Origin of the sequence: Comamonas aquatilis, assembly GCF_965139575.1 — a bacterium.
Lineage (GTDB): Bacteria > Pseudomonadota > Gammaproteobacteria > Burkholderiales > Burkholderiaceae_C > Comamonas > Comamonas aquatilis.
Genome location: NZ_CBCSIW010000021.1, coordinates 45453 through 65028 on the forward strand (window position 1 = coordinate 45453; position 19576 = coordinate 65028).

General features: G+C 62.0%; 17 protein-coding genes. 2 read left to right on the forward strand and 15 right to left on the reverse strand.

The genetic code is table 11. The annotated features are described in order from the left end of the window. Nucleotides 1-138: 138 nt before the first annotated feature. The 7 genes from ACNAZA_RS18790 to ACNAZA_RS18820 all read right to left on the reverse strand — a co-directional run bounded on the left by ACNAZA_RS18790 (nt 139) and on the right by ACNAZA_RS18820 (nt 6983). The gene (locus ACNAZA_RS18790; protein ID WP_120971829.1) at nt 139-633 is read right to left on the reverse strand and encodes a putative toxin-antitoxin system toxin component, PIN family; all 495 of its coding nucleotides are present in this window, start codon (nt 631-633) and stop codon (nt 139-141) included. Next, nucleotides 630-1919, reverse strand: a complete 1290-nt coding sequence (locus ACNAZA_RS18795) for a THUMP domain-containing class I SAM-dependent RNA methyltransferase (protein ID WP_415798048.1) — start codon at nt 1917-1919, stop codon at nt 630-632. The genes ACNAZA_RS18790 and ACNAZA_RS18795 overlap by 4 nt, the downstream gene beginning before the upstream one ends. 158 nt (nt 1920-2077) lie before the next feature. Further along, complete coding sequence (gene rbsD, locus ACNAZA_RS18800; RefSeq protein WP_120971831.1) at nt 2078-2473, reverse strand: D-ribose pyranase; 396 nt, start codon at nt 2471-2473, stop codon at nt 2078-2080. A 23-nt stretch (nt 2474-2496) separates the two neighbouring features. Then, the gene (gene rbsK / locus ACNAZA_RS18805; protein ID WP_415798049.1) at nt 2497-3450 is read right to left on the reverse strand and encodes a ribokinase; all 954 of its coding nucleotides are present in this window, start codon (nt 3448-3450) and stop codon (nt 2497-2499) included. Nucleotides 3451-3457: 7 nt separating this feature from the next. After that, nucleotides 3458-4462 carry an ABC transporter permease gene (locus ACNAZA_RS18810; protein ID WP_415798050.1) on the reverse strand — a complete coding sequence of 335 codons (1005 nt, stop codon included), beginning with the start codon at nt 4460-4462 and terminating at the stop codon, nt 3458-3460. After that, nucleotides 4459-5979, reverse strand: a complete 1521-nt coding sequence (locus tag ACNAZA_RS18815; RefSeq protein WP_415798072.1) for a sugar ABC transporter ATP-binding protein — start codon at nt 5977-5979, stop codon at nt 4459-4461. The genes ACNAZA_RS18810 and ACNAZA_RS18815 overlap by 4 nt, the downstream gene beginning before the upstream one ends. Before the next feature lie 56 nt (nt 5980-6035). Continuing rightward, on the reverse strand, nt 6036-6983 hold the full coding sequence (locus ACNAZA_RS18820) for a sugar ABC transporter substrate-binding protein (RefSeq protein ID WP_415798051.1): 948 nt from the start codon (nt 6981-6983) through the stop codon (nt 6036-6038). Nucleotides 6984-7355: 372 nt separating this feature from the next. On the opposite strand from ACNAZA_RS18820, the gene ACNAZA_RS18825 reads away from it, so the two are divergent. Then, a complete protein-coding gene (locus ACNAZA_RS18825) occupies nt 7356-8279 on the forward strand; it encodes an aspartyl/asparaginyl beta-hydroxylase domain-containing protein (RefSeq protein ID WP_415798052.1) in 924 nt (307 codons plus the stop codon). An 82-nt stretch (nt 8280-8361) separates the two neighbouring features. On the opposite strand, the gene ACNAZA_RS18830 is transcribed toward ACNAZA_RS18825, so the two are convergent. The 8 genes from ACNAZA_RS18830 to ACNAZA_RS18865 form a co-directional block, all read right to left on the reverse strand. Further along, on the reverse strand, nt 8362-9963 hold the full coding sequence (locus ACNAZA_RS18830; RefSeq protein ID WP_415798053.1) for an RNA polymerase factor sigma-54: 1602 nt from the start codon (nt 9961-9963) through the stop codon (nt 8362-8364). Between the two features lie 97 nt (nt 9964-10060). Further along, nucleotides 10061-10837, reverse strand: a complete 777-nt coding sequence (gene lptB / locus ACNAZA_RS18835) for an LPS export ABC transporter ATP-binding protein (RefSeq protein WP_415798054.1) — start codon at nt 10835-10837, stop codon at nt 10061-10063. After that, on the reverse strand, nt 10834-11505 hold the full coding sequence (gene lptA / locus ACNAZA_RS18840) for a lipopolysaccharide transport periplasmic protein LptA (RefSeq protein ID WP_415798056.1): 672 nt from the start codon (nt 11503-11505) through the stop codon (nt 10834-10836). Before lptA ends, lptB begins: the two co-directional genes overlap by 4 nt. A 156-nt stretch (nt 11506-11661) precedes the next feature. Then, entirely contained in the window at nt 11662-12312 is a 651-nt protein-coding gene (locus ACNAZA_RS18845; RefSeq protein ID WP_415798057.1) for a thiol:disulfide interchange protein DsbA/DsbL, read from the reverse strand. A gap of 102 nt (nt 12313-12414) precedes the next feature. Then, the gene (locus ACNAZA_RS18850) at nt 12415-13155 is read right to left on the reverse strand and encodes an SPOR domain-containing protein (RefSeq protein WP_415798058.1); all 741 of its coding nucleotides are present in this window, start codon (nt 13153-13155) and stop codon (nt 12415-12417) included. A 33-nt stretch (nt 13156-13188) separates the two neighbouring features. Then, complete coding sequence (argS, locus tag ACNAZA_RS18855; protein ID WP_415798059.1) at nt 13189-14898, reverse strand: arginine--tRNA ligase; 1710 nt, start codon at nt 14896-14898, stop codon at nt 13189-13191. Between the two features lie 138 nt (nt 14899-15036). Continuing rightward, complete coding sequence (locus ACNAZA_RS18860) at nt 15037-15483, reverse strand: DUF2214 family protein (RefSeq protein WP_415798060.1); 447 nt, start codon at nt 15481-15483, stop codon at nt 15037-15039. A gap of 126 nt (nt 15484-15609) precedes the next feature. Further along, entirely contained in the window at nt 15610-16545 is a 936-nt protein-coding gene (locus tag ACNAZA_RS18865) for a LysR family transcriptional regulator (RefSeq protein WP_120971841.1), read from the reverse strand. 736 nt (nt 16546-17281) lie between these two features. On the opposite strand from ACNAZA_RS18865, the gene ACNAZA_RS18870 reads away from it, so the two are divergent. Further along, entirely contained in the window at nt 17282-19474 is a 2193-nt protein-coding gene (locus tag ACNAZA_RS18870) for a malate synthase G (RefSeq protein ID WP_415798061.1), read from the forward strand. Nucleotides 19475-19576: the final 102 nt, after the last annotated feature.

A 19576-nucleotide genomic window follows, 5' to 3' on the forward strand; every position in this document is an offset into this window, starting at 1 on the left:
GGGGCAAGCCGTTTTACCGAGCGGGCCATGGGTGGTTGCCACGCGACAGTTGCACTTTCAGTTTGATAGCTGAAAGCGCTTTACTCAACGGCGCTTCAGCCCGTTTTTGTTTGAAAAACTGAATCCGCAGCCCGTATTTCAGCAGGCTTCGGCAGCCGCCTCTTCCAGCAGCACGATATTGCCCACGGTCGCACCATAGTGCGTGGCCACGCGCTTGCGCTGCTTGAGCACGGCTCGGTCCTTGCTGACCAAGAGCGCCTGGTGCTGGCTGGCCAGATCCAGGAAATGCTGATCGTCGGGATCGGTACAGATAAAGCGGATTCTGGGCGCAGGCGCCACATATTCCACGGCCGCATCAAAGGCAGCCATCACGCCTTCGGGCGTCTTGCCGTAGAAGCTCACGCGCGGAGCGATCTGGCTGTAGTGCAGCACGCGACCCAGCTCGATGCGCTGGGCTTCGTCGGCAATCCAGCGCAGCTCGCCCCTGGCCACCAATTCACGGATAGGCGGGATATGCGGATCGTCAAAGATCAGCATGTCCAGCACCACATTGGTATCCAGTATCACGGGACGCGGCAACGGGCCTTCGTAGCCGTCGTTGCAAGACGGCCAGCGCAGCGGAGCAATCTTCATTGCGCCGTGTCGCCTTCGGCGGCCGAGCCTGGGGCATTCTTGCGAGGTTTGACCGCGCCCTTGATCATGTCAAAGCGGAACAGACGGCATTCGATAGGACCGTTCCACATCGGCGTGCGGCGCGATTCCTTCAAACGCATCTTGCCCGGCAGCTTGAGGTCGGGCGTCAGCATGAAGCCGCTCCAGCCGCTGTAGTTTTTCTTCCAGTGCGTGGCCAGCTGGCTGAAGAACTCGCCGCCGTCTTCGGTCTGCGCAGTTTCGCGGCCTGCGCGCTCCACCACTTCCATGCGCTCCTGCGCCTTCTGACCGGCCACACCGGCGGCAGCAATCCGCTCGCCATAGGGCGGGTTCAGCAGCATCATGCCGGGCTCATCGCAAGGCGGCATGCGCTGCAGCGCATCGCCACCGCGCAGCTGGACGGTCTTGGCCACGCCCGCACGTTCGGCATTGCGCTCGGCAAAGTCGACCATACGGAAAGAGATATCCGAGCCGTAAATGCCGACCGGGCTTTCCGCCAGAATCTGGCTTTCGGCCTCATCCAGCATGGCTTCCCAGACATGGCGCTGGAACGGCACCAGCTTTTCGAACGCAAAGCGGCGCAGAATGCCGGCCGGAATCTTGCGCGCAATCTGCGCCGCCTCGATCACCACCGTGCCGCTGCCGCAGCAGGGGTCGTACAGCGGCTGAGGATTGTCGCCATGCGGATTCCAGCCGCTGGCTGCAATCATGGCGGCTGCCAGGGTTTCCTTGAGCGGCGCATCGCCCTTGTCCTCGCGCCAGCCGCGCTTGAACAGCGCCTCGCCCGAGGTGTCGATGTAGATGGTGGCGCCGTCCGTGGTCAGGTGCAGGTGCACGCGCACATCGGGGTGATGGGTTTCCACGCTGGGGCGCACGCCGTGGCGCTTTTCGCGGAAACGGTCGGCAATCGCATCCTTTACCTTGAGCGCAGCAAAGTTCAGGCTGGTCAGCGGGCTGTGCTGGGAGGTGACTTCGATCTTGAAGGTCTCCTTGGGCGAGAACCAGATCTCCCACGCCACCTCGCTGGCAGCGCGGTACAGATCGTTCTCGCTGCGGTACATGGTGTGCGAGAGCTCGATCAGCACACGCTGAGCCAGACGGCTGTGCAAATTCAGAAGCAGCGCGTCGCGCCACATGCCGCGCAACATGACGCCACCGCGACCCACGAGCAAATCTTGCCCGGTGGCGCCGGTGATGGCATGGACTTCGTCGGCCAAAAAGCCCTCAACGCCGGCGGCGCAGGGCAAAAACAGGTGCAATTGGTTCATAGCAGGGCGCCAAGGATACGCGAGACGCCCCAGCCACGGGGCGAGGCGGGCTACTTTTGCTCAAGCTCTTCAGCAGTCAAAAAATATATCGGAAAGTGGCTCAAACCAACATTGGATATACGCTTTAAGCTACTGAATTTGATGCTTGACACGTCGCTTTAGAAAGTCACGCCGGCAATCAGCATCACGTTGGCATACGGGGTGCATTCACCGGTGCGCACCACGGCACGCGCCGTGGCGCACTGGCGCTTGAACTCTTCATGCGACACGGGTTCGGCTAGGCTTTGCGCCCACTCGGCAGGCAGCCAGCCGGGGATGACATCACTGCGATCCAGCGTTTCCTGCGCCAGCACCACGCGCTCGACCTGCATCTCGGCAGCCACGGCCTTGAGCACATCGGCGATTGCGGGAATGCCGGCACTCACGGCCAGATCGATGCGTTCCACGCCTGCGGGAATCGGCAGGCCGGCATCGCCAATCACCAATCGGTCGCCATGGCCCATGCGAGCAATCACGGCCGTCAAGGGCGCGTTCAACAGCAAGGCTTTTTTCATCTGAACTCCTAGAAGATCCGGCCTCAGGCCTGCACCTGTTCACGCGTGGGGATGGAAGGCTGGGCACCGGCCTTGCCAATGCACAGGCTGGCGGCACGTATGCCCCAGGGCACGGCATCGGCCAGCGCGCTGCCTTCGGCCAGACGGGTGACCATGGCGCCCAGAAAAGTGTCGCCGGCCGCCGTGGTATCGACCACGGAGACCACGGGAGCCGGGTGAAAGCTGGCTGCGCCCTGCGCCACCGCCACCGCGCCTTGCGCGCCCAGGGTGACCACCACTTGCTGCACGCCACGCGCCAGCAATGCGCGCGCTGCCTGCTCTGCCGCTTGCGGGCTCTCAATCGGCATTGCGGTAAAGGCCGCCGCTTCGTGCTCGTTCACGACCAGGGTGTGAATCCAGGGCCACCATGCATCGGGAACCTCGCGCACCGGCGAAGGATTGAGCACCACCGGGCAGCCTGCTTTTTGCGCGGTCTGCAGCGCCTGCTGCACCACCGCCACAGGCGTTTCGAACTGAAGCACCAGATAGTCGGACTGCGCCAGCACCGCCAGCAAAGCCGCCTCAGGCAGCACCAGCCCGGCATTGGCGCCAGGCACCACGCAGATGCGGTTTTGCCCGTCGGGCTCCACCATGATGACGGCGGTGCCGGTGGGCACGCCGGCATGCTCGCTGACATGCTCCACATTCACGCCGTCGGCCTGCAGGGCAGACTTCAGGGTCTGGCCGTGGTGATCGGCACCCACGCTGCCAAACAGGCTGACCTGTGCACCGTGGCGGGCGCAGGCCACGGCCTGATTGCCACCTTTGCCGCCGGGCAGGTAGTTCAGATCATCGGCAGCGACGGTTTCGCCTGCTGCGGGAACGCGAGCCAGCGTCAACACCACGTCCATATTGAGGCTGCCCACCACCGCCACGCGTGCGGTTTTGAGGGCTGGAGAGGAGGTAGTTGTCGCGTTCATGGGATGGCTGGAAGTCATGCCGCGCTCAAGCATGGCGGGCTGCGCGGCGCTGACGCACGGTATCGACAATCACGGCCACCACAATCACGGCGCCGGTGATGATGCGCTTGCTGGGTTCGCTGGCGCCGATCTGGGCCAGACCGGCTTCAAGCACCGCAATGATGAGCACGCCAAAAAAAGTATTGATCACCGAGCCGCGGCCGCCCATGAGGCTGGTGCCGCCGATCACCACGGCGGCGATGACCTGCAGCTCCATGCCGGCACCGGCGTTGGGGTCGGCAGCTTCCAGACGGGCCGATTGCATCAGGCCGGCCAGCGCCGCCAGCAAGCCCGTGATGGCAAACACGGCAATGCGCACCGGGCGCGGGTCCACACCGGCCAGGCGCATGGCTTCTTCATTGGTGCCAATACCCACCACATAGCGGCCGAACACCGTGCGGCTGAGCACCATCTGCCCGACGACCACCACCAGCAGCGCGATGAAGAACGCAGCCGACAGACCGCCAAGCCAGGGGGCCGCAAGAGCGCCCATGGCATCGCCCACGTACTGGGTGCGCGAGTCCGTGACCAGATAGGCGCCGCCGCGCACGGCTTCGAGCATGCCCAGCGAGACGATGAAGCTGGGCAGTTGCCAGGCCACGGAAATGCCGCCCGTCACCGCACCGCAGACCACACCGACCAGCAGACCCAGAGCGGCTGCAGGCCAGGGGCCCATGCCCCATTGCAGGATGGCGGCGGCACTCACGGCTGCACTCAGCGCCAGCACGGAGCCCACGGACAGGTCGATGCCCGCAATGATGAGCACAAAAGTCATGCCGACAGCCATCACGGCCAGGGCCGGAATTTCATTGGCGATGGACAGCAGCGTCTCACGCGTGAGGAAGTACTCGGACTGGCTGCTGAACAAGGCCACCATGGCCACCAGCACCACGAAAAGGCCGAGATAGGTACCCAGTTCCTGGCGCAAGGCGCTGCGCACAGGCTTGGTGTCTGGCGCCGCAGCGACAGGAGTTGAAGAGGTTGAATTCATAGTTGTTCTTTCACGGGCTCGCCAGGGCGCGATGCATCGCCAAAAGCGGCTTCCAGCAAGGCTTGGGTCGTCCACTGGCCACGCTCAAAAGTGGCCACAATGCGACCGTCATGCATGACGCTGATGCGGTCGCACAGCTCCATCAGCTCGCGTAGATCGCTGGACACCACCATCAGCGCCTTGCCCTGGGCCGTCATGGCATCGAGCTCGGCATACAGGTCGGCGCGGGCGCCAACGTCCACGCCGCGCGTGGGTTCGTCCAGCAGCACGATGGGGCAGTCTCGGTGCAGCCAGCGGGCAAAAATCACTTTTTGCTGATTGCCGCCGCTCAAGGTGCCTACCGGTTGCTCGGCGTTGTGCGCGCGAATGCGCAGGCGCTTGACCATGCGCCGGGCCAGATCCGACTCCACCGCCGGTTTGAGCCAGCCCGCACCGGAGACCGAGCCCATATGGCTCAGCGAGGTATTGACCCGGATGGACTGGGACAGCAGCAGGCCTTGTGCCTTGCGGTCTTCCGTGACCAGCGCAATGCCGGCCCGAGTGGCCTGCATGGGGCTGCTCCAGTTAGGAGTCACGGAACAGGTGGACAAGCCCTGGGCCAGGCCGGTCAGCTCGATCGAGCCGGCATCGGCCTTGTCGGCACCATACAGCAGGCGCAGCAGCTCGGTACGGCCTGCACCCACCAGTCCGGCCACGCCCAGCACCTCGCCAGCGCGCAGTTCCACATCCACGCCCTGCACCAGCTTGCCGCGTCGCAAGCCCTGGGCCCGCAGCAGCACCGAACCGGCCTTGCGACGCGGCTTGGTATCCAGCGACTCCACGGCATGACCCACCATGCGCTCCACCAGCTCGGGCTCGCTCAGGCCTTGCATGGGCAGCACATCCACCAGGCGCCCGTCGCGCAGCACGGCCACGCGCTCGGACACGCGCTGCAATTCTTCCAGGCGGTGCGACACATAGACCAGGGCCACGCCCTGAGCCTTCATCAGATCGATCTGCTCGAACAGATGCTCGATTTCCTTGGCGGTCAACATGGCCGTGGGCTCATCGAGCACCAGCACGCGGTTGCCATCGCGCAGATTGCGGGCAATCTCCACCATTTGCTGCATGCCTATGCCCAGCTGCCCCACGGGCGTGAAGGGGTCGATATGCTGCAAGCCCATCTTGGCCAGCTGCGCATGGGCAGCTTTGGCCAGGGCATCGCGATCCAGCCAGCCCCAACGCTGGGGCAGGCGATCGAGCAACAGATTTTCGGCCACGGTCAGGGTGGGCACCATGCCCAGCTCCTGCAGCACCATGCGCACGCCAAGCGCTTCGGCCTCGGCACGGGATTTGGGCGCGAACGCCCGACCATTGAGCTGCATGATGCCGCGCGAGGGAGTCACCAGACCGCACAGCATTTTGGACAGCGTGGATTTGCCGGCGCCGTTCTCCCCCGTCAGCGCCAGACATTCGCCGGCGCGCAGATCGAGGGAAACGCCATCCAGCACGGTGCTTGGACCATAGTCCTTGCCCATGCCTTGCAGCGTCAGCACCGGCGTGCCGCGCCGCCCCTGGTGGTTGTCGGCAGCAATCACTTGGTCACCAGCACCACGTCCGTTTTCACTTCGGCAGGCATCTGGGCCTGCGGCGTCTTGTTCTTGACGGCCTTCAGCGCTTCTTCAATGCCGAAAACCGCTTGCTTGGCCGCAAACTGGTCTGCGGTGGCCAGCACGCGGCCATCCTTGAGCATGGGCGCAATGGCGCGAATGTTGTCGTAGCCCACCACCAGCACCTTGCCAGCCTTGCCGGCGGCCTTGACGGCAGCCACAGCGCCCAGGGCCATGGAGTCATTACCGGCCAGGAGAGCCTTCAGGTCTGGGTTTTCGCGCAGCATGCCGGCGGCCACCGTATTGCCCTTGTCGATCTCCCACTGGCCCGATTGCACGCCAACCACGTTCATCTTGGCTGCGGTCATCGCATCCTTGAAACCCGCCGTGCGCTGTTGCGCATTGGTGGTGGTGGACACGCCCTCGATGATGCCGACCTTGTCGCCCGCCTTGAGCTGCTTGGCCAGGTGTTCGCCCACCAGGCGAGCGCCCACACGGTTGTCGGGGCCGACGAAAGGAATGACCAGGCCTTTTTCCTTGAGGGCGGCGGCGTCCAGGCGGTTGTCGATATTGACCACGCGCACACCCTTGTCCACCGCCTGTTTGAGCACCGGCACCAGAGCCTTGGAGTCAGCCGGGGCAATCACCAGCGCATCCACCTTCTGGGCCACCATCTGCTCGACCATCTTGATCTGGGCGGCGGTGTCGGTTTCGTTCTTGATGCCGTTGCTCAGCAGCACGTACTCGCCTGCGTGGGCTTTCTGGTGCGCCTTGGCACCGTCTTCCATGGTGCGGAAGAACTCATTGGCCAGGGATTTCATGACCAAGGCCACCTTGGGCTTGTCCTGGGCTTGAGCTGCCGGAGCCCAGACGCCAGCCAGTGCCAAGGCTGTCAGACCGACCGAAACCACTGCGTGACGACGTTGCAACATACCGCTCTCCCGGGCCTCAGGCCCATCAATTTGGAAAAAAGGGCCGGATTATAGGTTTGTCATCGGTATTAACCCGAGCCCACGCAAATAGACCTCAAGCGCTCAATCCCTTAACCGAGTCCTTGTTTTATAGGCTCAGGCTTTGTGCATAGGGGTAGGAATAATCCCCTGCCTGTCTAGACGTCGATTTCTCCCGTCGACGAGCGGCCCGGCGGCACCAAGCCGGACCGATATTCAGTGGATCGGCATCAATATCGACTCAAGCCATTGAAGAGTAGGCGCCTGCAGCTATCAACTTTGAGAGCCCTCAAGAAAAACGCTGTTTGACCTGTGCCATGGCCTCGGCTGGAGCACCCCGGTAAAATTGCCGCCATGGCAAAAATCATCGTCCTGGCATTGGTAGTGCTGTTTTTCGGTTGCGGGCTGTACATGCACCTGCGCGGCAAGGTGCGTCACAAGGTGGTGAAGCAATTGTTTGATCATTCCACCTTCACCGCGCCCTTCAACGTCTTCATGCTGATGTTCAGCAAGGTGCCGCGCACACCCTATCTACCCACCAGCACCTTCCCCGAGCTGGCGCCGCTGCAAGCCAATTGGCGCGAAATCCGCGAAGAAGCTGTCAATCTGCAAAAAAACATGCAGATCAAGGCCGCCGCCAACAATGACGATGCAGGCTTCAACTCCTTCTTCAAGACCGGCTGGAAGCGCTTTTATCTGAAGTGGTATGGCGATGCCCACCCCTCGGCCATGGAGCTGTGCCCCAAGACCACGGCGCTGGTCAAATCCATTCCCAGCGTGAAGGCCGCCATGTTTGCCGAGCTGCCGCCCGGCGCCAAGCTCAATCTGCACCGCGACCCCTATGCGGGTTCGCTGCGCTACCACTTGGCCGTGCTGGCACCCAATGACGACCGCTGCATGATCGAAGTGGACGGCACACCCTACAGCTGGCGCGAGGGCGAAGGCGTGATCTTCGACGAGACCTATATGCACTGGGCAGAGAACCGCTCGGAAGGCAATCGCATCGTGTTGTTTTGCGATGTGGAGCGCCCCATGACCAACGGCTTTGCCCAGTGGCTCAATCACTGGCTGGGTAAGAACGTGGTGGCCGCCGCCAGCTCGCCCAACAACGAGGGCGATCCCCGCGGCATGATCAGCAAGCTGTTCAAGATTTCCTTCTACGCCGGCAAGTACCGCCGCGCCTTCCGCAGCTGGAACCCCACGTTCTACAAAGTGCTCAAATTCGGGCTGATGATTGGCGTGCTGGCTTTGTTCATCTGGTGGTTGATACCGAATTGATTGATACCCCCTGAGGCGCTTTGCGCACCAAATTAAAAAGCCGCTGAGCATGGCATCAGCGGCTTTTTTTGTTGGGCGTGGCTTACAGCGCCTTGCGCAGCGTGGTGGTCGGGATCTTCAGCTGCTCGCGGTACTTGGCCACGGTGCGGCGGGCGCATTCAATGCCTTGCTCCTTGAGCATATCGGCCAGCTTGGCGTCCGACAGCGGTTTTTTCGTGTCTTCCGCGTCCACAAACTGCTTGATCAACGCCCGCACGGCGGTGCTGGAGGCGCTGCCGCCGGTCTCGGTGCCCAGGCCCGAGCCGAAGAAGTACTTGAGCTCGAACGTGCCCTGGGGTGTGGCCATGTACTTGGCCGTGGTCACGCGGCTGATGGTGGATTCGTGCAGGCCCAGGGCATCGGCAATATCGCGCAGCACCAGCGGACGCATGGCCAGCTCGCCATGCACAAAGAAGTTTTTCTGCCGCTCCACAATCGCTTCCGACACCCGCAAGATGGTGTCAAAGCGCTGCTGGATGTTCTTGATGAACCAGCGCGCTTCCTGCAGCCGCTGCTGCAGTGCCGCATGGCCTTCGCTGTTCTTGTGGCGGCGCAGCACGCCGGCATAGATGTCATGCACCTTGAGCCGCGGCATGACTTCGGTGTTGAGGCGAACGGAAAACTCCATCCGGCCCGAGCCGACACGCACCGGGCGCACGATCACATCGGGCACCACGATATGGCGTTCCACATCCACGAAGCGGCGGCCGGGTCGCGGCTCCAGCCGCGCAATCAGGGCCAGGGCCTCGCGCAGAGCCTCCTCGCGCGCGCCGCATAGGCTGGAGAGCTTGCGCATATCGCGTCGTGCCAGCAAGTCCATGGGCTGGCAGCACATGGACAGGGCCAGCTGCAGCACATCCCAGTGCTTTGCTGTCGTGCCCTCATCTTCGGCCAGACGAATCAGATCGCGCAGCTGCAGCTGCAGGCATTCGGCCAGATCGCGTGCGCCCACGCCCACGGGCTCCAGGCTTTGCAGCAGCTTGAGCGCCATGGCAAAGCGCTGCTCCAGCTCTTCGCGCTCTTCTAGGTCGTCACAGGCCAGGCTATAGGCCAGATCTGCCAGCGGCTCTTCCAGATAACCGTCGTCGTTCAGCGATTCGATCAGAAAGCGCAGCGCTGCGCAGTCTTCGGCACTCAGACGCAAGCTGAGCGCCTGGCGGTGCAGAAAATCGCTCAGACTCTCATGCTCGCGTGCTAGGTCGATGGCGTCGGTTTCCTCGTCGCCATCGCTTTTGCGGCTGCCGGACGAGGAGGGGCCATCCCATTCGCTGCTGGATTCGCCACCCCACTCCCCGTCTTGTCCGTCGGCGCCGTCGCCGCTCCAGTCCAGCGTCTCGGGAGTTTCAGCGGTCGGCGCCTCAGCTATGGTTTCCGAAGCTGTTTGCGCTGATGAATATTCAGATTCAGATGAGTAGTTATCTGAAGTGCCCATGGATTCAGCGGTAGCCGCTTCCATAGCAGGAGCATCCATCGGCACATCGGCGGCGTCGTCGCCATCGCGCTCCAGAAACGGGTTGTCCACCAGCATCTGTTCAACTTCCTGCGCCAGCTCCAACGTGGACAGTTGCAGCAGCTGAATCGACTGCTGCAGCTGCGGCGTGAGCGAGAGATGCTGGGATACGCGTAAGGACAGGCCCGGCTTCATCAACTGAACATCCTTGATGTGCAAGCGCCCCCGGCATGTCCCCGATGCAGGGACAGCAGCCACAGAAAACGGGGGAGCGCGGAGGTCAACTCACGCATCACATGCGGAAGTGTTCGCCCAGGTAGACGCGGCGCACATCGGCGTTGTCCACAATCTGCTCTGGCGTACCTTCGGCCAGCACATGGCCGTCGCTGATGATGAAGGCGTGGTCACAGATACCCAGGGTTTCGCGCACGTTGTGGTCGGTAATCAGCACGCCAATGCCGCGCTCTTTCAAGAAACCGATGATGCGCTGGATTTCGATCACCGCGATGGGGTCGATACCGGCAAACGGCTCATCGAGCAAAATGAAGCGCGGCTGCGTGGCCAGGGCGCGGGCGATTTCCACCCGGCGGCGTTCGCCCCCGGACAGGGCCAGCGCAGGAGACTGGCGCAGATGCTCCACGCGCAATTCCTTGAGCAGATTGTTCAGCCGCTTGTCTATCTCTTCCTTGGAGAGCAGCTTGCCTTGCTCGTCCTTTTGCAGCTCCAGCACGGCGCGGACGTTTTCTTCCACGCTGAGCTTGCGGAAAATCGAGGCTTCCTGCGGCAGATAGGACAGTCCCAGGCGCGAGCGCTGGTGAATCGGCATATTGCCCACGGAATGACCGTCGATGAAGATCTCGCCGCCATCACTGCGCACCAGACCCACGATCATGTAAAACGAGGTGGTCTTGCCCGCGCCGTTGGGGCCCAACAGGCCGACGACTTCGCCTTTTTGCACGGACAGAGACACGTCCTTGACCACCTTGCGGCTGCCATAGGACTTGGCCAGATGCCTGGCCTCCAGGCGGCTGTCCGCTTCGCCGCTGCGCAGGGTGCTGTCACGACTCATTTCTTGTCACCTGCCTTGTCGCTGGCTTTCTCACCGCCCAGCGTCATGCTCTGGCGCAAGGGCTCGGCCTTGGGCTGGGCCGGCTTGGGCTGGGCACCGGGCGTGCCGTCCTTGGGCGCCATGATGGCGCGCACCCGACCGCCCTGGCCCACGGAGGAGCTGGGCAGGCCGCCGCTGGTCTTTTGACCATCGACGGTATAGACGTCGGTGATGTTGTTGTAGACGATGACCGAGCCCGTGACCTGGTCGCTGAGCTGACCGCCACGGTAGCGGCGCATCTCGCCACGGCGAATGAATTTGACGATATCGGCCTTGCCGTCGTACTCGATGACCTCACCCTCGCCTTCGATGAACTCATCGGACTGACCGGGCTCGGTGTCGCGTTTTTGGCGGAAGAAGGCACGCTTGCCCGGCTCGGCCTTGACCACGCCGTACTGAAAGCCTTCGGCATCCTGGCGCACATCCAGCTGCGTACCGCGCAACACGATGGTGCCCTTGGTCATCACCACATTGCCGGTGAAAACGCTGGTCTGCTGAAGCTCGTCGTGGCGCAGTGCATCGGCCTCGATGTTCATGGGCTTGGCGCTATCGGCCTTTTCGGCATGCGCCGTGCCGGCCAATACGGCAAAAGCCGAGGCCAGCACGAAAGAGAGAAGTCGTTTGGTCATGGAGGGCACGTTTCTTGCATACATTGTAGTCATTCCCTTTTTGGCGCCGCCGCAAACATACACCGGCCCGGATCAAAACCTCGCCCTACGGGTATGAAAAAGCCCGCTCAGGCAGACCTGGCGGGCTTTTGGGATGTACAAGCTGCGCTCGCCGTATCAGCCTTTGCGGCTGGAAACGATCAGGGCATTGACCACGCGCAACACATTTTCCATGTTGCCGGCCTTGGTGCCGTCCGTGTAGTACTTGCCGGCCACGCCCATGGCTGGCACGCCTTCCACGTCATAGGCCTGCTGCAGCTGGGTTGCCTTGCGCACCTGGTTGGAGACGGTAAAGGAGTTGTACATCTCCTTGAACTTGGCCACATCCACGCCCTGCTTGCCGGCCCATTCGAAGATGGCGTCATCGGTAGCCAGACGGTTGCGTTCTACGTGAATGGCATGGAATGCCTTGGCGTGCAGCGTACCCAGCAGATTCATGCCTTCCAGGGTGTAGTACAGCTTTTGCTGAGGCACAAACGAGGCATTGAAGGCCACGGGCACGCGGTTGACCACCACATCGGCAGGCGCTGCGTTCTTCCAGGCCGCAAACGTGGGCTCGAAAACATTGCAGTGCGGGCAGCTATACCAGAAGAACTCGATCACCTCGACCTTGCCGGCGGGTGCGCTGACAGGGGCTGGCTTGCTCAGCTTGAGGTAGTCCTTGCCTTCCTTGAAGCCTGCAGCCTGAGCCCAGGTGGCGGAGGAACCCAGTGTCAAAGCACCAGTGGCTGCAGCAGATGCAACCAGAGAAAATTCGCGGCGTTTCATCAAAACCAACTCCTAAATCAGGTCTGCAGTGTCAGAGGCCATCAGCCATAAAAAGTTCAACCCAGCTCGGCAACCCGGCACAGACCGGGCCTCAGAGATGTTTTACCTTGCGGCACGAACCAGGGTGGAATCCACACCGGCGCCGTCGAGCTTGCCCTTGAGCTGCTCGGCCTCATCGCGCTTGTTGAACGGACCCACGCGCACACGGAACACGGTGATGCCGTTTTGCTCACGCTCGCTGACCCGAGCTTCCCAGCCCAGCATGGCCAGCTTGGCGCGCTGCGCCTGGGCTTCCTTCTCGCCACGGAAAGCACCGGCCTGCACAAAGTAGTTGAAGCCGGGCTCGCCGCCGGTAGCCGCCACGGCAGCTGCTTTTTCCTTGTCGGCACGGGCTTTTTCGGCCTTCTCGGCGGCAGCGGAGCGCTCCTTGACCAGATCGCCCAGCGGATCACCCGTGGCCGGTTTGACCGGCTTGGCAGGATCGACGTGGGGCTGGGCAGGCGTGACCGGCTTGCCGGTCACGGGGTCCAGCGCAGCAGTGCCGGTGGCCGTGACCGGAGCCACCGGCGTGCTCGGTGTCACAGGCACGCCAGGCGTTTCCACGGCAGCCGGCGGCACAGCAGGAGTCGGTAGCGGCGCACGGCTTTGCAGCGGAGCGTTCGGGTCCCAGTTCTTGTTGCGCTCAGCCTCGACGGCATCGCGATCCGTGTTGTTACCACCCTTGTTCAGAAAGGGAACGGGCACCTTGGTCACATAGACGGCCACGGCCAGAGCCGCCGCCAGGCCAATGACCATGCCGAAAATCAGCCCCAGGATGGTGCCGCCGCGTTGCTGCTTCTTCATAGGTCGCTAAAGGCTTTCCGCTTCACGCTTTGATTACATGCGCTCGGGTGCGCTGACACCCAGCACAGCCAGACCATTGTGCAGCACCTGAGCGGTGGCTGCGACCAAGGCCAGGCGGGCCAGCTTGAGCTTTTCATCATCCACCAGGATGCGTTCGGCATCGTAGTAGCTGTGATAGCTGGAAGCCAGATCGCGCAGGTAGAACGTCACGTCATGCGGAGCATTGCCTTCGGCAGCGGCCGTCAGCATCTCGGGGTACTTGGCCAGCAGCAGCATCAGGGCCTGGGCTTGCGGGCCTTCCAGCGCCGACAGGTCCACGTCCTTGAGCGACGGCAGGCCGGCGCCGCCGGCTTCTTGCCAGGCACGCAGCACCGACTGGATACGCGCATGGGCATATTGCACGTAATACACGGGGTTGTCGTTGTTCTGGGCCACGGCCAGATCCACGTCAAAGGTGTATTCGGTGTCGGGCTTGCGGCTGAGCAGGAAGAAGCGCACGGCGTCCTTGCTGGTCCACTCGATCAGATCGCGCAGCGTCACATACGAGCCGGCACGCTTGCTGATCTTCACCTCTTCGCCGTTCTTGACCACGCGCACCATGGTGTGCAGCACGTAGTCGGGGTAGCCCTCGGGAATGCCCACGTCGGCAGCCTGCAGGCCGGCGCGCACGCGGGCAATGGTGCCGTGGTGGTCGGTACCTTGAATGTTCACCACCTTGGTAAAGCCGCGCTTGAACTTCTGGATGTGATAGGCCACATCGGGCACGAAGTAGGTGTAGCCGCCGTCGGTCTTGCGCATCACGCGGTCTTTGTCGTCACCGTAGTCGGTGGACTTAAGCCACAGTGCGCCGTCTTGCTCGTAGGTCTTGCCGTTGGCGATCAGGCGCTTGACGGTTTCCTCGACATGGCCGTTCTCGTACAGGCTCGATTCCAGGTAGTACTCGTCGAACTTGAGATTGAAGGCCTGCAAGTCCTTGTCCTGCTCGTTGCGCAGATAGGCCACGGCGAACTGGCGAATGTTGTCGTAATCCTCAACATCGCCATTGGCCGTGAACTCGCGATCATCGGCCTTGATGGTTTCCTTGGCCAGGAAAGCATTGGCGATGTCGGCAATGTAGTCGCCGTTATAGAAATTCTTGGCCAGCGGGTTCTCGCCGTCGGTAGGCCAGCACTCGTCACCGGGCTTGAAGCCCTTGGCACGCAGCTGCGTGCTCTTGGTCAGGGTGTCGATCTGCACGCCCGCGTCGTTGTAATAAAACTCGCGGTGCACCTTCCAGCCCTGGGTGGAGTACAGATTGCTGATGGCATCGCCAATCGCAGCCTGACGGCCGTGTCCCACGTGCAGCGGCCCTGTGGGGTTGGCGGAGACGAACTCGACCAGAATGTTTTCGCCACGGCTGGCCTGGTTGCCGAAACCGGCTCCCTGCGCCAGCACTTCGCGCACGATCTGCTGCTTGGCGGCGGGCTTCAAGCGAATGTTCAAAAAGCCGGGGCCTGCAATTTCAATCGCATCAACCCATTGCTGGAAAGCCGGTGTGGCTTCCAAAGCGGCTTTGAGCTGTTCGCCCAAAGCGCGCGGATTGGCTTTGAGCGGCTTGGCCAGTTGCATGGCCGCCGTACAGGCGAAATCGCCATGGGCTGCCACTTTGGGGTTTTCGAACGCAGCGCGTGCGCCAGCGCCGGGCGAGAGTGTTTCGAGCTCAGCAGCCAGGGCTGCGAGCAATTCCTGTTTGACGGAGAGCATGCGGGGGATTTTACGTGCCTGCCCTCACCTGCGCTGACTCGCTGGATTGCGTGCAAGCAACAAGTCGTTGCAACGCAGCATTCTGAGGGGGCGAGACCAGCCCGTGAAACCGGGTTCACCCGGCACGGCCCAGGCGTTTTACATGCCCCGCGCCCAGAAAATCGCCACCACGGCAATCACCGGCACCACATGGGCCTGCCACATCACCCATTTGCGGGTTTGAGCCACCTCTTCGGCAGCCGGCAACTGACCGGAGGCATCCAGCGCCTTGCGCCAGCGGCGGAAGCTGAGCGTGGGCTTGATGGACAGCAGCGCAGCCAGGATGAACAAGCTCATCTTGAGGTGAAACAGCGGCGAAGCCATATAGCCGCCCATGCCCTTGACGCCCCAGAACAGCCGTGCCAGACCCGTGAGCAGCAGAACCACGGCCACGATGCCGTAAATCATGTCCAGCCGCGCCAGGCGCTGAACGACGGCGGCATTCATCCACTCCATACGGCAAAGCGCCGCCTGGCTGGAGAGAAACACCACCAGGGTCAAGATGGCCAGCAGGTGGACGCTGGCGAGAACAGCTTCAAGGGTCATGGCTAAGCGGTAGAAGAACTCCGTGATGCTCCAGAGAAAATTCCAAAGCGGCGAGAAATCCATTGTCTACCCTTTCCCGCGCCCGGCAGCTGAGCATGCCGGGCGCGGAAAATCAGCCCTCACGCTTCAGCCAGCCAGGCCTATGCGAAAGAAATCGGCCTGGTTGTAATAGTGCTTGAGGTAGTCGATCCACATGCGTACCCGCAGCGGCATGTGCTTGCGCTGGGGAAAGACCACAAAAATGCCGTTGGGCGGGGCGGCAAACTCTTCGAGCACGGGTATCAGGCGGCCGGCGGCAATTTCGGCCTCCACTTCCCAGGTGCTGCGCCAGGCAATGCCCCAGCCGCCCAGGCACCAGTCGTGCAGCACCTGGCCGTCGGAACAATCGAGCGGGCCGCCGGGTTTGAAGTGCACGACTTCGCTGGTACCGCTTTCGGGATGGGGAATGCGAAACGCCCAGCCACGGGTTTGCGAGGCATCGCTGGACAGCGTCAGACAGTCGTGCTGCGTCAGCTCGCTGGGGTGCTTGGGCGTGCCGCGCCGCGCCAGATAGTCGGGCGTGGCCACACACAGACGGCGGTTGTCGGCAATGCGCACGCTGACCAGGGCCGAATCGGGCAGATCGCCCACGCGCACGGCACAGTCAAAACCTTCACCGGCCAGATCCACCACACGGTCCGACAGATTGAGCGAAATCGTCACATCGGGGTGCAAATCGCGAAAACGCGGCACCAGCGGTGCTACGTGGCGGCGACCAAAACCGGCCGGTGCCGTGATGCGCAAATGGCCTGTGGCCTTGACGCCGCCCGCGCTGACGCTGGCTTCGGCATTGGAGACATCGGACAGCAGACGCTGGCAATCCTCCAAAAAGGCGCTGCCCTCATGCGTGAGCGAAATACGGCGCGTGGTACGCACCATGAGCTTGACGCCCAGATGCTCTTCCAGCGCGTCCAGGCGCCGCCCCATGATGGCGGGCGCCACGCCCTCGGCCTTGGCCGCTGCCGTAAGGCTGCCGCGCGTGGCCACTGATACAAAGGACTCAAATGCCTTGAGTTTGTCCATGACTGCTCCTGTCTCGTTGCGTGTTGTCTCCTGCACGGACTGCTCTGATTCAAGGAGCATTTACCGCAACAGCAGCTTTCTTATGGATGAAATCGGCTTGAAATCCGCGTTGCTCATGCACCTACAGCTATCATTTTAAGTAGCTTCAGCACATGTGTTCACTTTTCACAAGTCAAGATCATGAAATTAATTTTTCTAGATTTTTACTTAGAAGTCATGAGTCTTTAAAGAACTCAAATATTTATATACCTAAATACATGGATTTGCAGCAGTTCCGGCGCGGGCATATCGCTTATTCCTCCAGCCCATCAATAGGCGGGCCAAACCTGCTCTACGGCGGGTTGGCAGCGATGGTTTCGCCCGGCACTTGTCGCCCGCAAGGCGTGCTTGCACGAAACCGGCGGTCTGCCGCAGGGGCCGGCCAGCAGGCTTTTGCCCCCACCCCCGGCCTGGGGCGCTGCGATGTAGGTTCGCCTCAAACGCTTCAACTAGCCTCAGAACTGGGTTAGGCAAAAAAGCCCGCAAAGCATCGCTGCCACCAAGGGTTGCACCAGAACGGCGCGAGCACCTACAGGTCAAGCCTGCATTAGCCACAAAAATATCATTAGTTTCGAACTAATTCGAATATTTATGTACTCAAAAAAATCAAATACAGTGTGCATACAAGCTGCCCAAGATGGGCATCGCAATGCTTTAGATATCGTCAACACTCAGAGACATCAACCAGAGGTTCCCAATGACTGATCGCACTCAAGTCCACGGTCTGCAAATCGCTACCGATCTGTACAACTTCGTGAACACCCAGGTATTGCCTGGCACGGGCGTGGACCAGCAAGCCTTCTGGGCAGGCTTTGATTCCATCGTGGCCGATCTGGCCCCCAAGAATGCCGCCCTGCTGGCCGAGCGCGATCGCCTGCAAGTGGAGCTGGACAGCTGGCACAAGGCCAACCCCGGCCCCATCGCCGACATGCCCGCTTACCGCGCCTTCCTGACTTCCATCGGCTATCTGGTTGAGCAGCCCAAGGACGCCAAGGCCACGACCGAAAACGTGGATGCTGAACTGGCCGTTCAGGCCGGCCCACAGCTGGTCGTGCCCATCCTCAACGCCCGCTACGCGCTGAACGCAGCCAATGCCCGCTGGGGTTCGCTGTATGACGCGCTGTACGGCACGGATGTGATCAGCGAAGACGGCGGCGCCGAAAAGGGCAAGGGCTACAACCCCGCCCGCGGCGCCAAGGTGATTGCCTTCGCTCGCGACTTCCTGGATCAGGCGGCATCTCTGGCCAACGGCTCGCACAAGGACTCCACCGGCTACGCTGTGGAAGGCGGCAAGCTGGTCGTGTCCCTGAAGGACGGCAGCAAGACCGGCCTGAAGGAAGAAGCCAAGTTCATCGGCTACCAAGGCGATGCAGCGGCTCCCACCTCCGTGCTGCTGAAGAACAACGGCATCCACATCGACATCATCGTCAACAAGGCCACGCCTATCGGCAGCACCGATGCGGCTGGCGTGTCTGACGTGGTGGTCGAGGCCGCTCTGTCCACCATCCTGGATCTGGAAGATTCCGTGGCCGCCGTGGATGCCGAAGACAAGATCAACGGCTACGCCAACTGGCTGGGAATTCTCAAGGGCACGCTGACCGAATCCTTTGACAAGGGCGGCAAGACCGTGACCCGCGGCCTGAACGCCGACCGCGAATACACCGGCGCCGACGGCAAGCCCGTGAAGCTGCATGGCCGCTCGCTGATGTTTGTGCGCAACGTGGGCCATCTGATGACCAACCCCGCCATTCTGTGGGGCGCGGACAAGAAAGAAATCCCCGAAGGCATTCTGGACGCCATGGTGACCACGGCCATCGCCATCCATGACCTGCAGGGCCACGGTGCCAACGGCATCCGCAACTCGCGCACCGGCAGCGTCTACATCGTCAAGCCCAAGATGCACGGCCCGGCCGAAGCCGCTTTTGCCAACGAGCTGTTCGGCCGTGTGGAAAAAGTGCTGGGCCTGGCCGAGAACACCGTCAAGCTGGGCATCATGGACGAAGAGCGCCGTACCAGCGTGAACCTGAAGGCCGCCATCGCCGCTGCTCCTGCACGCGTGGCCTTTATCAACACCGGTTTCCTGGACCGCACTGGCGACGAAATGCACACCGCCATGTATGCCGGCCCCATGGTGCGCAAGGCCGATATGAAGACCTGCGCCTGGCTGCCTGCCTATGAAAAGAGCAATGTGCTGGTCGGCCTGGGCATGGGCCTGCGCGGTCGCGCCCAGATCGGCAAGGGCATGTGGGCCATGCCCGATCTGATGAAAGCCATGCTGGAGCAGAAGATTGCCCAGCCCAAGGCCGGCGCCAACACTGCCTGGGTGCCCTCGCCCACCGGCGCCACCCTGCACGCTCTGCACTACCACCAGGTCAATGTGGCTGAAGTGCAAAAAGAGCTGGAAAAAACCAGTGCCGATGCCGAACGCGACAACCTGCTCAACGCCATCCTGCAAGTGCCCGTTGCCACCAACACCGGCTGGTCCGATGCTGAAAAGCAGCAGGAAGTGGACAACAACGTGCAAGGCATTCTGGGCTATGTGGTGCGCTGGGTGGACCAGGGCGTGGGTTGCTCCAAGGTGCCCGATATCCACAACGTGGGCCTGATGGAAGACCGCGCCACGCTGCGCATCTCCAGCCAGCACATCGCCAACTGGCTGCAGCACGGCATCGTGACCGAAGCCATGGTGCGCGACAGCTATGCCCGCATGGCCAAGATCGTGGATGAGCAAAACGCCGGCGACGCCGCCTACAAGAGCCTGGTGGCCAACCCCGATGGCGCGGCCTACCAGGCCGCTCTGGATCTGGTCTTCAAGGGCAAGGAACAGCCTTCGGGCTATACCGAGCCTCTGCTGCACGCCTGGCGCCTGAAGGTCAAGGCCAGCGCTTAAATCGCCAGTCCATCAGGCAAATCAGCTGACTTAACAAGGGCACCTTCGGGTGCCTTTGTTTTGCCACGCTAGATAACAATCAGCTATTGAATTTATTTGTTA

Coding starts and splice junctions, on each gene's coding strand:
- ACNAZA_RS18825 (WP_415798052.1), top strand. CDS start 7,356: ATGGCAAAAATCATCGTCCTGGCATTGGTAGTGCTGTTTTTCGGTTGC.
- ACNAZA_RS18860 (WP_415798060.1), bottom strand. CDS start 15,483: ATGACCCTTGAAGCTGTTCTCGCCAGCGTCCACCTGCTGGCCATCTTG.
- lptB (WP_415798054.1), bottom strand. CDS start 10,837: ATGAGTCGTGACAGCACCCTGCGCAGCGGCGAAGCGGACAGCCGCCTG.
- argS (WP_415798059.1), bottom strand. CDS start 14,898: ATGCTCTCCGTCAAACAGGAATTGCTCGCAGCCCTGGCTGCTGAGCTC.
- ACNAZA_RS18870 (WP_415798061.1), top strand. CDS start 17,282: ATGACTGATCGCACTCAAGTCCACGGTCTGCAAATCGCTACCGATCTG.
- lptA (WP_415798056.1), bottom strand. CDS start 11,505: ATGACCAAACGACTTCTCTCTTTCGTGCTGGCCTCGGCTTTTGCCGTA.
- ACNAZA_RS18865 (WP_120971841.1), bottom strand. CDS start 16,545: ATGGACAAACTCAAGGCATTTGAGTCCTTTGTATCAGTGGCCACGCGC.
- ACNAZA_RS18815 (WP_415798072.1), bottom strand. CDS start 5,979: ATGGGCAAGGACTATGGTCCAAGCACCGTGCTGGATGGCGTTTCCCTC.
- ACNAZA_RS18830 (WP_415798053.1), bottom strand. CDS start 9,963: ATGAAGCCGGGCCTGTCCTTACGCGTATCCCAGCATCTCTCGCTCACG.
- rbsK (WP_415798049.1), bottom strand. CDS start 3,450: ATGACTTCCAGCCATCCCATGAACGCGACAACTACCTCCTCTCCAGCC.
- ACNAZA_RS18850 (WP_415798058.1), bottom strand. CDS start 13,155: ATGAAGAAGCAGCAACGCGGCGGCACCATCCTGGGGCTGATTTTCGGC.
- rbsD (WP_120971831.1), bottom strand. CDS start 2,473: ATGAAAAAAGCCTTGCTGTTGAACGCGCCCTTGACGGCCGTGATTGCT.
- ACNAZA_RS18810 (WP_415798050.1), bottom strand. CDS start 4,462: ATGAATTCAACCTCTTCAACTCCTGTCGCTGCGGCGCCAGACACCAAG.
- ACNAZA_RS18820 (WP_415798051.1), bottom strand. CDS start 6,983: ATGTTGCAACGTCGTCACGCAGTGGTTTCGGTCGGTCTGACAGCCTTG.
- ACNAZA_RS18845 (WP_415798057.1), bottom strand. CDS start 12,312: ATGAAACGCCGCGAATTTTCTCTGGTTGCATCTGCTGCAGCCACTGGT.
- ACNAZA_RS18795 (WP_415798048.1), bottom strand. CDS start 1,919: ATGAACCAATTGCACCTGTTTTTGCCCTGCGCCGCCGGCGTTGAGGGC.
- ACNAZA_RS18790 (WP_120971829.1), bottom strand. CDS start 633: ATGAAGATTGCTCCGCTGCGCTGGCCGTCTTGCAACGACGGCTACGAA.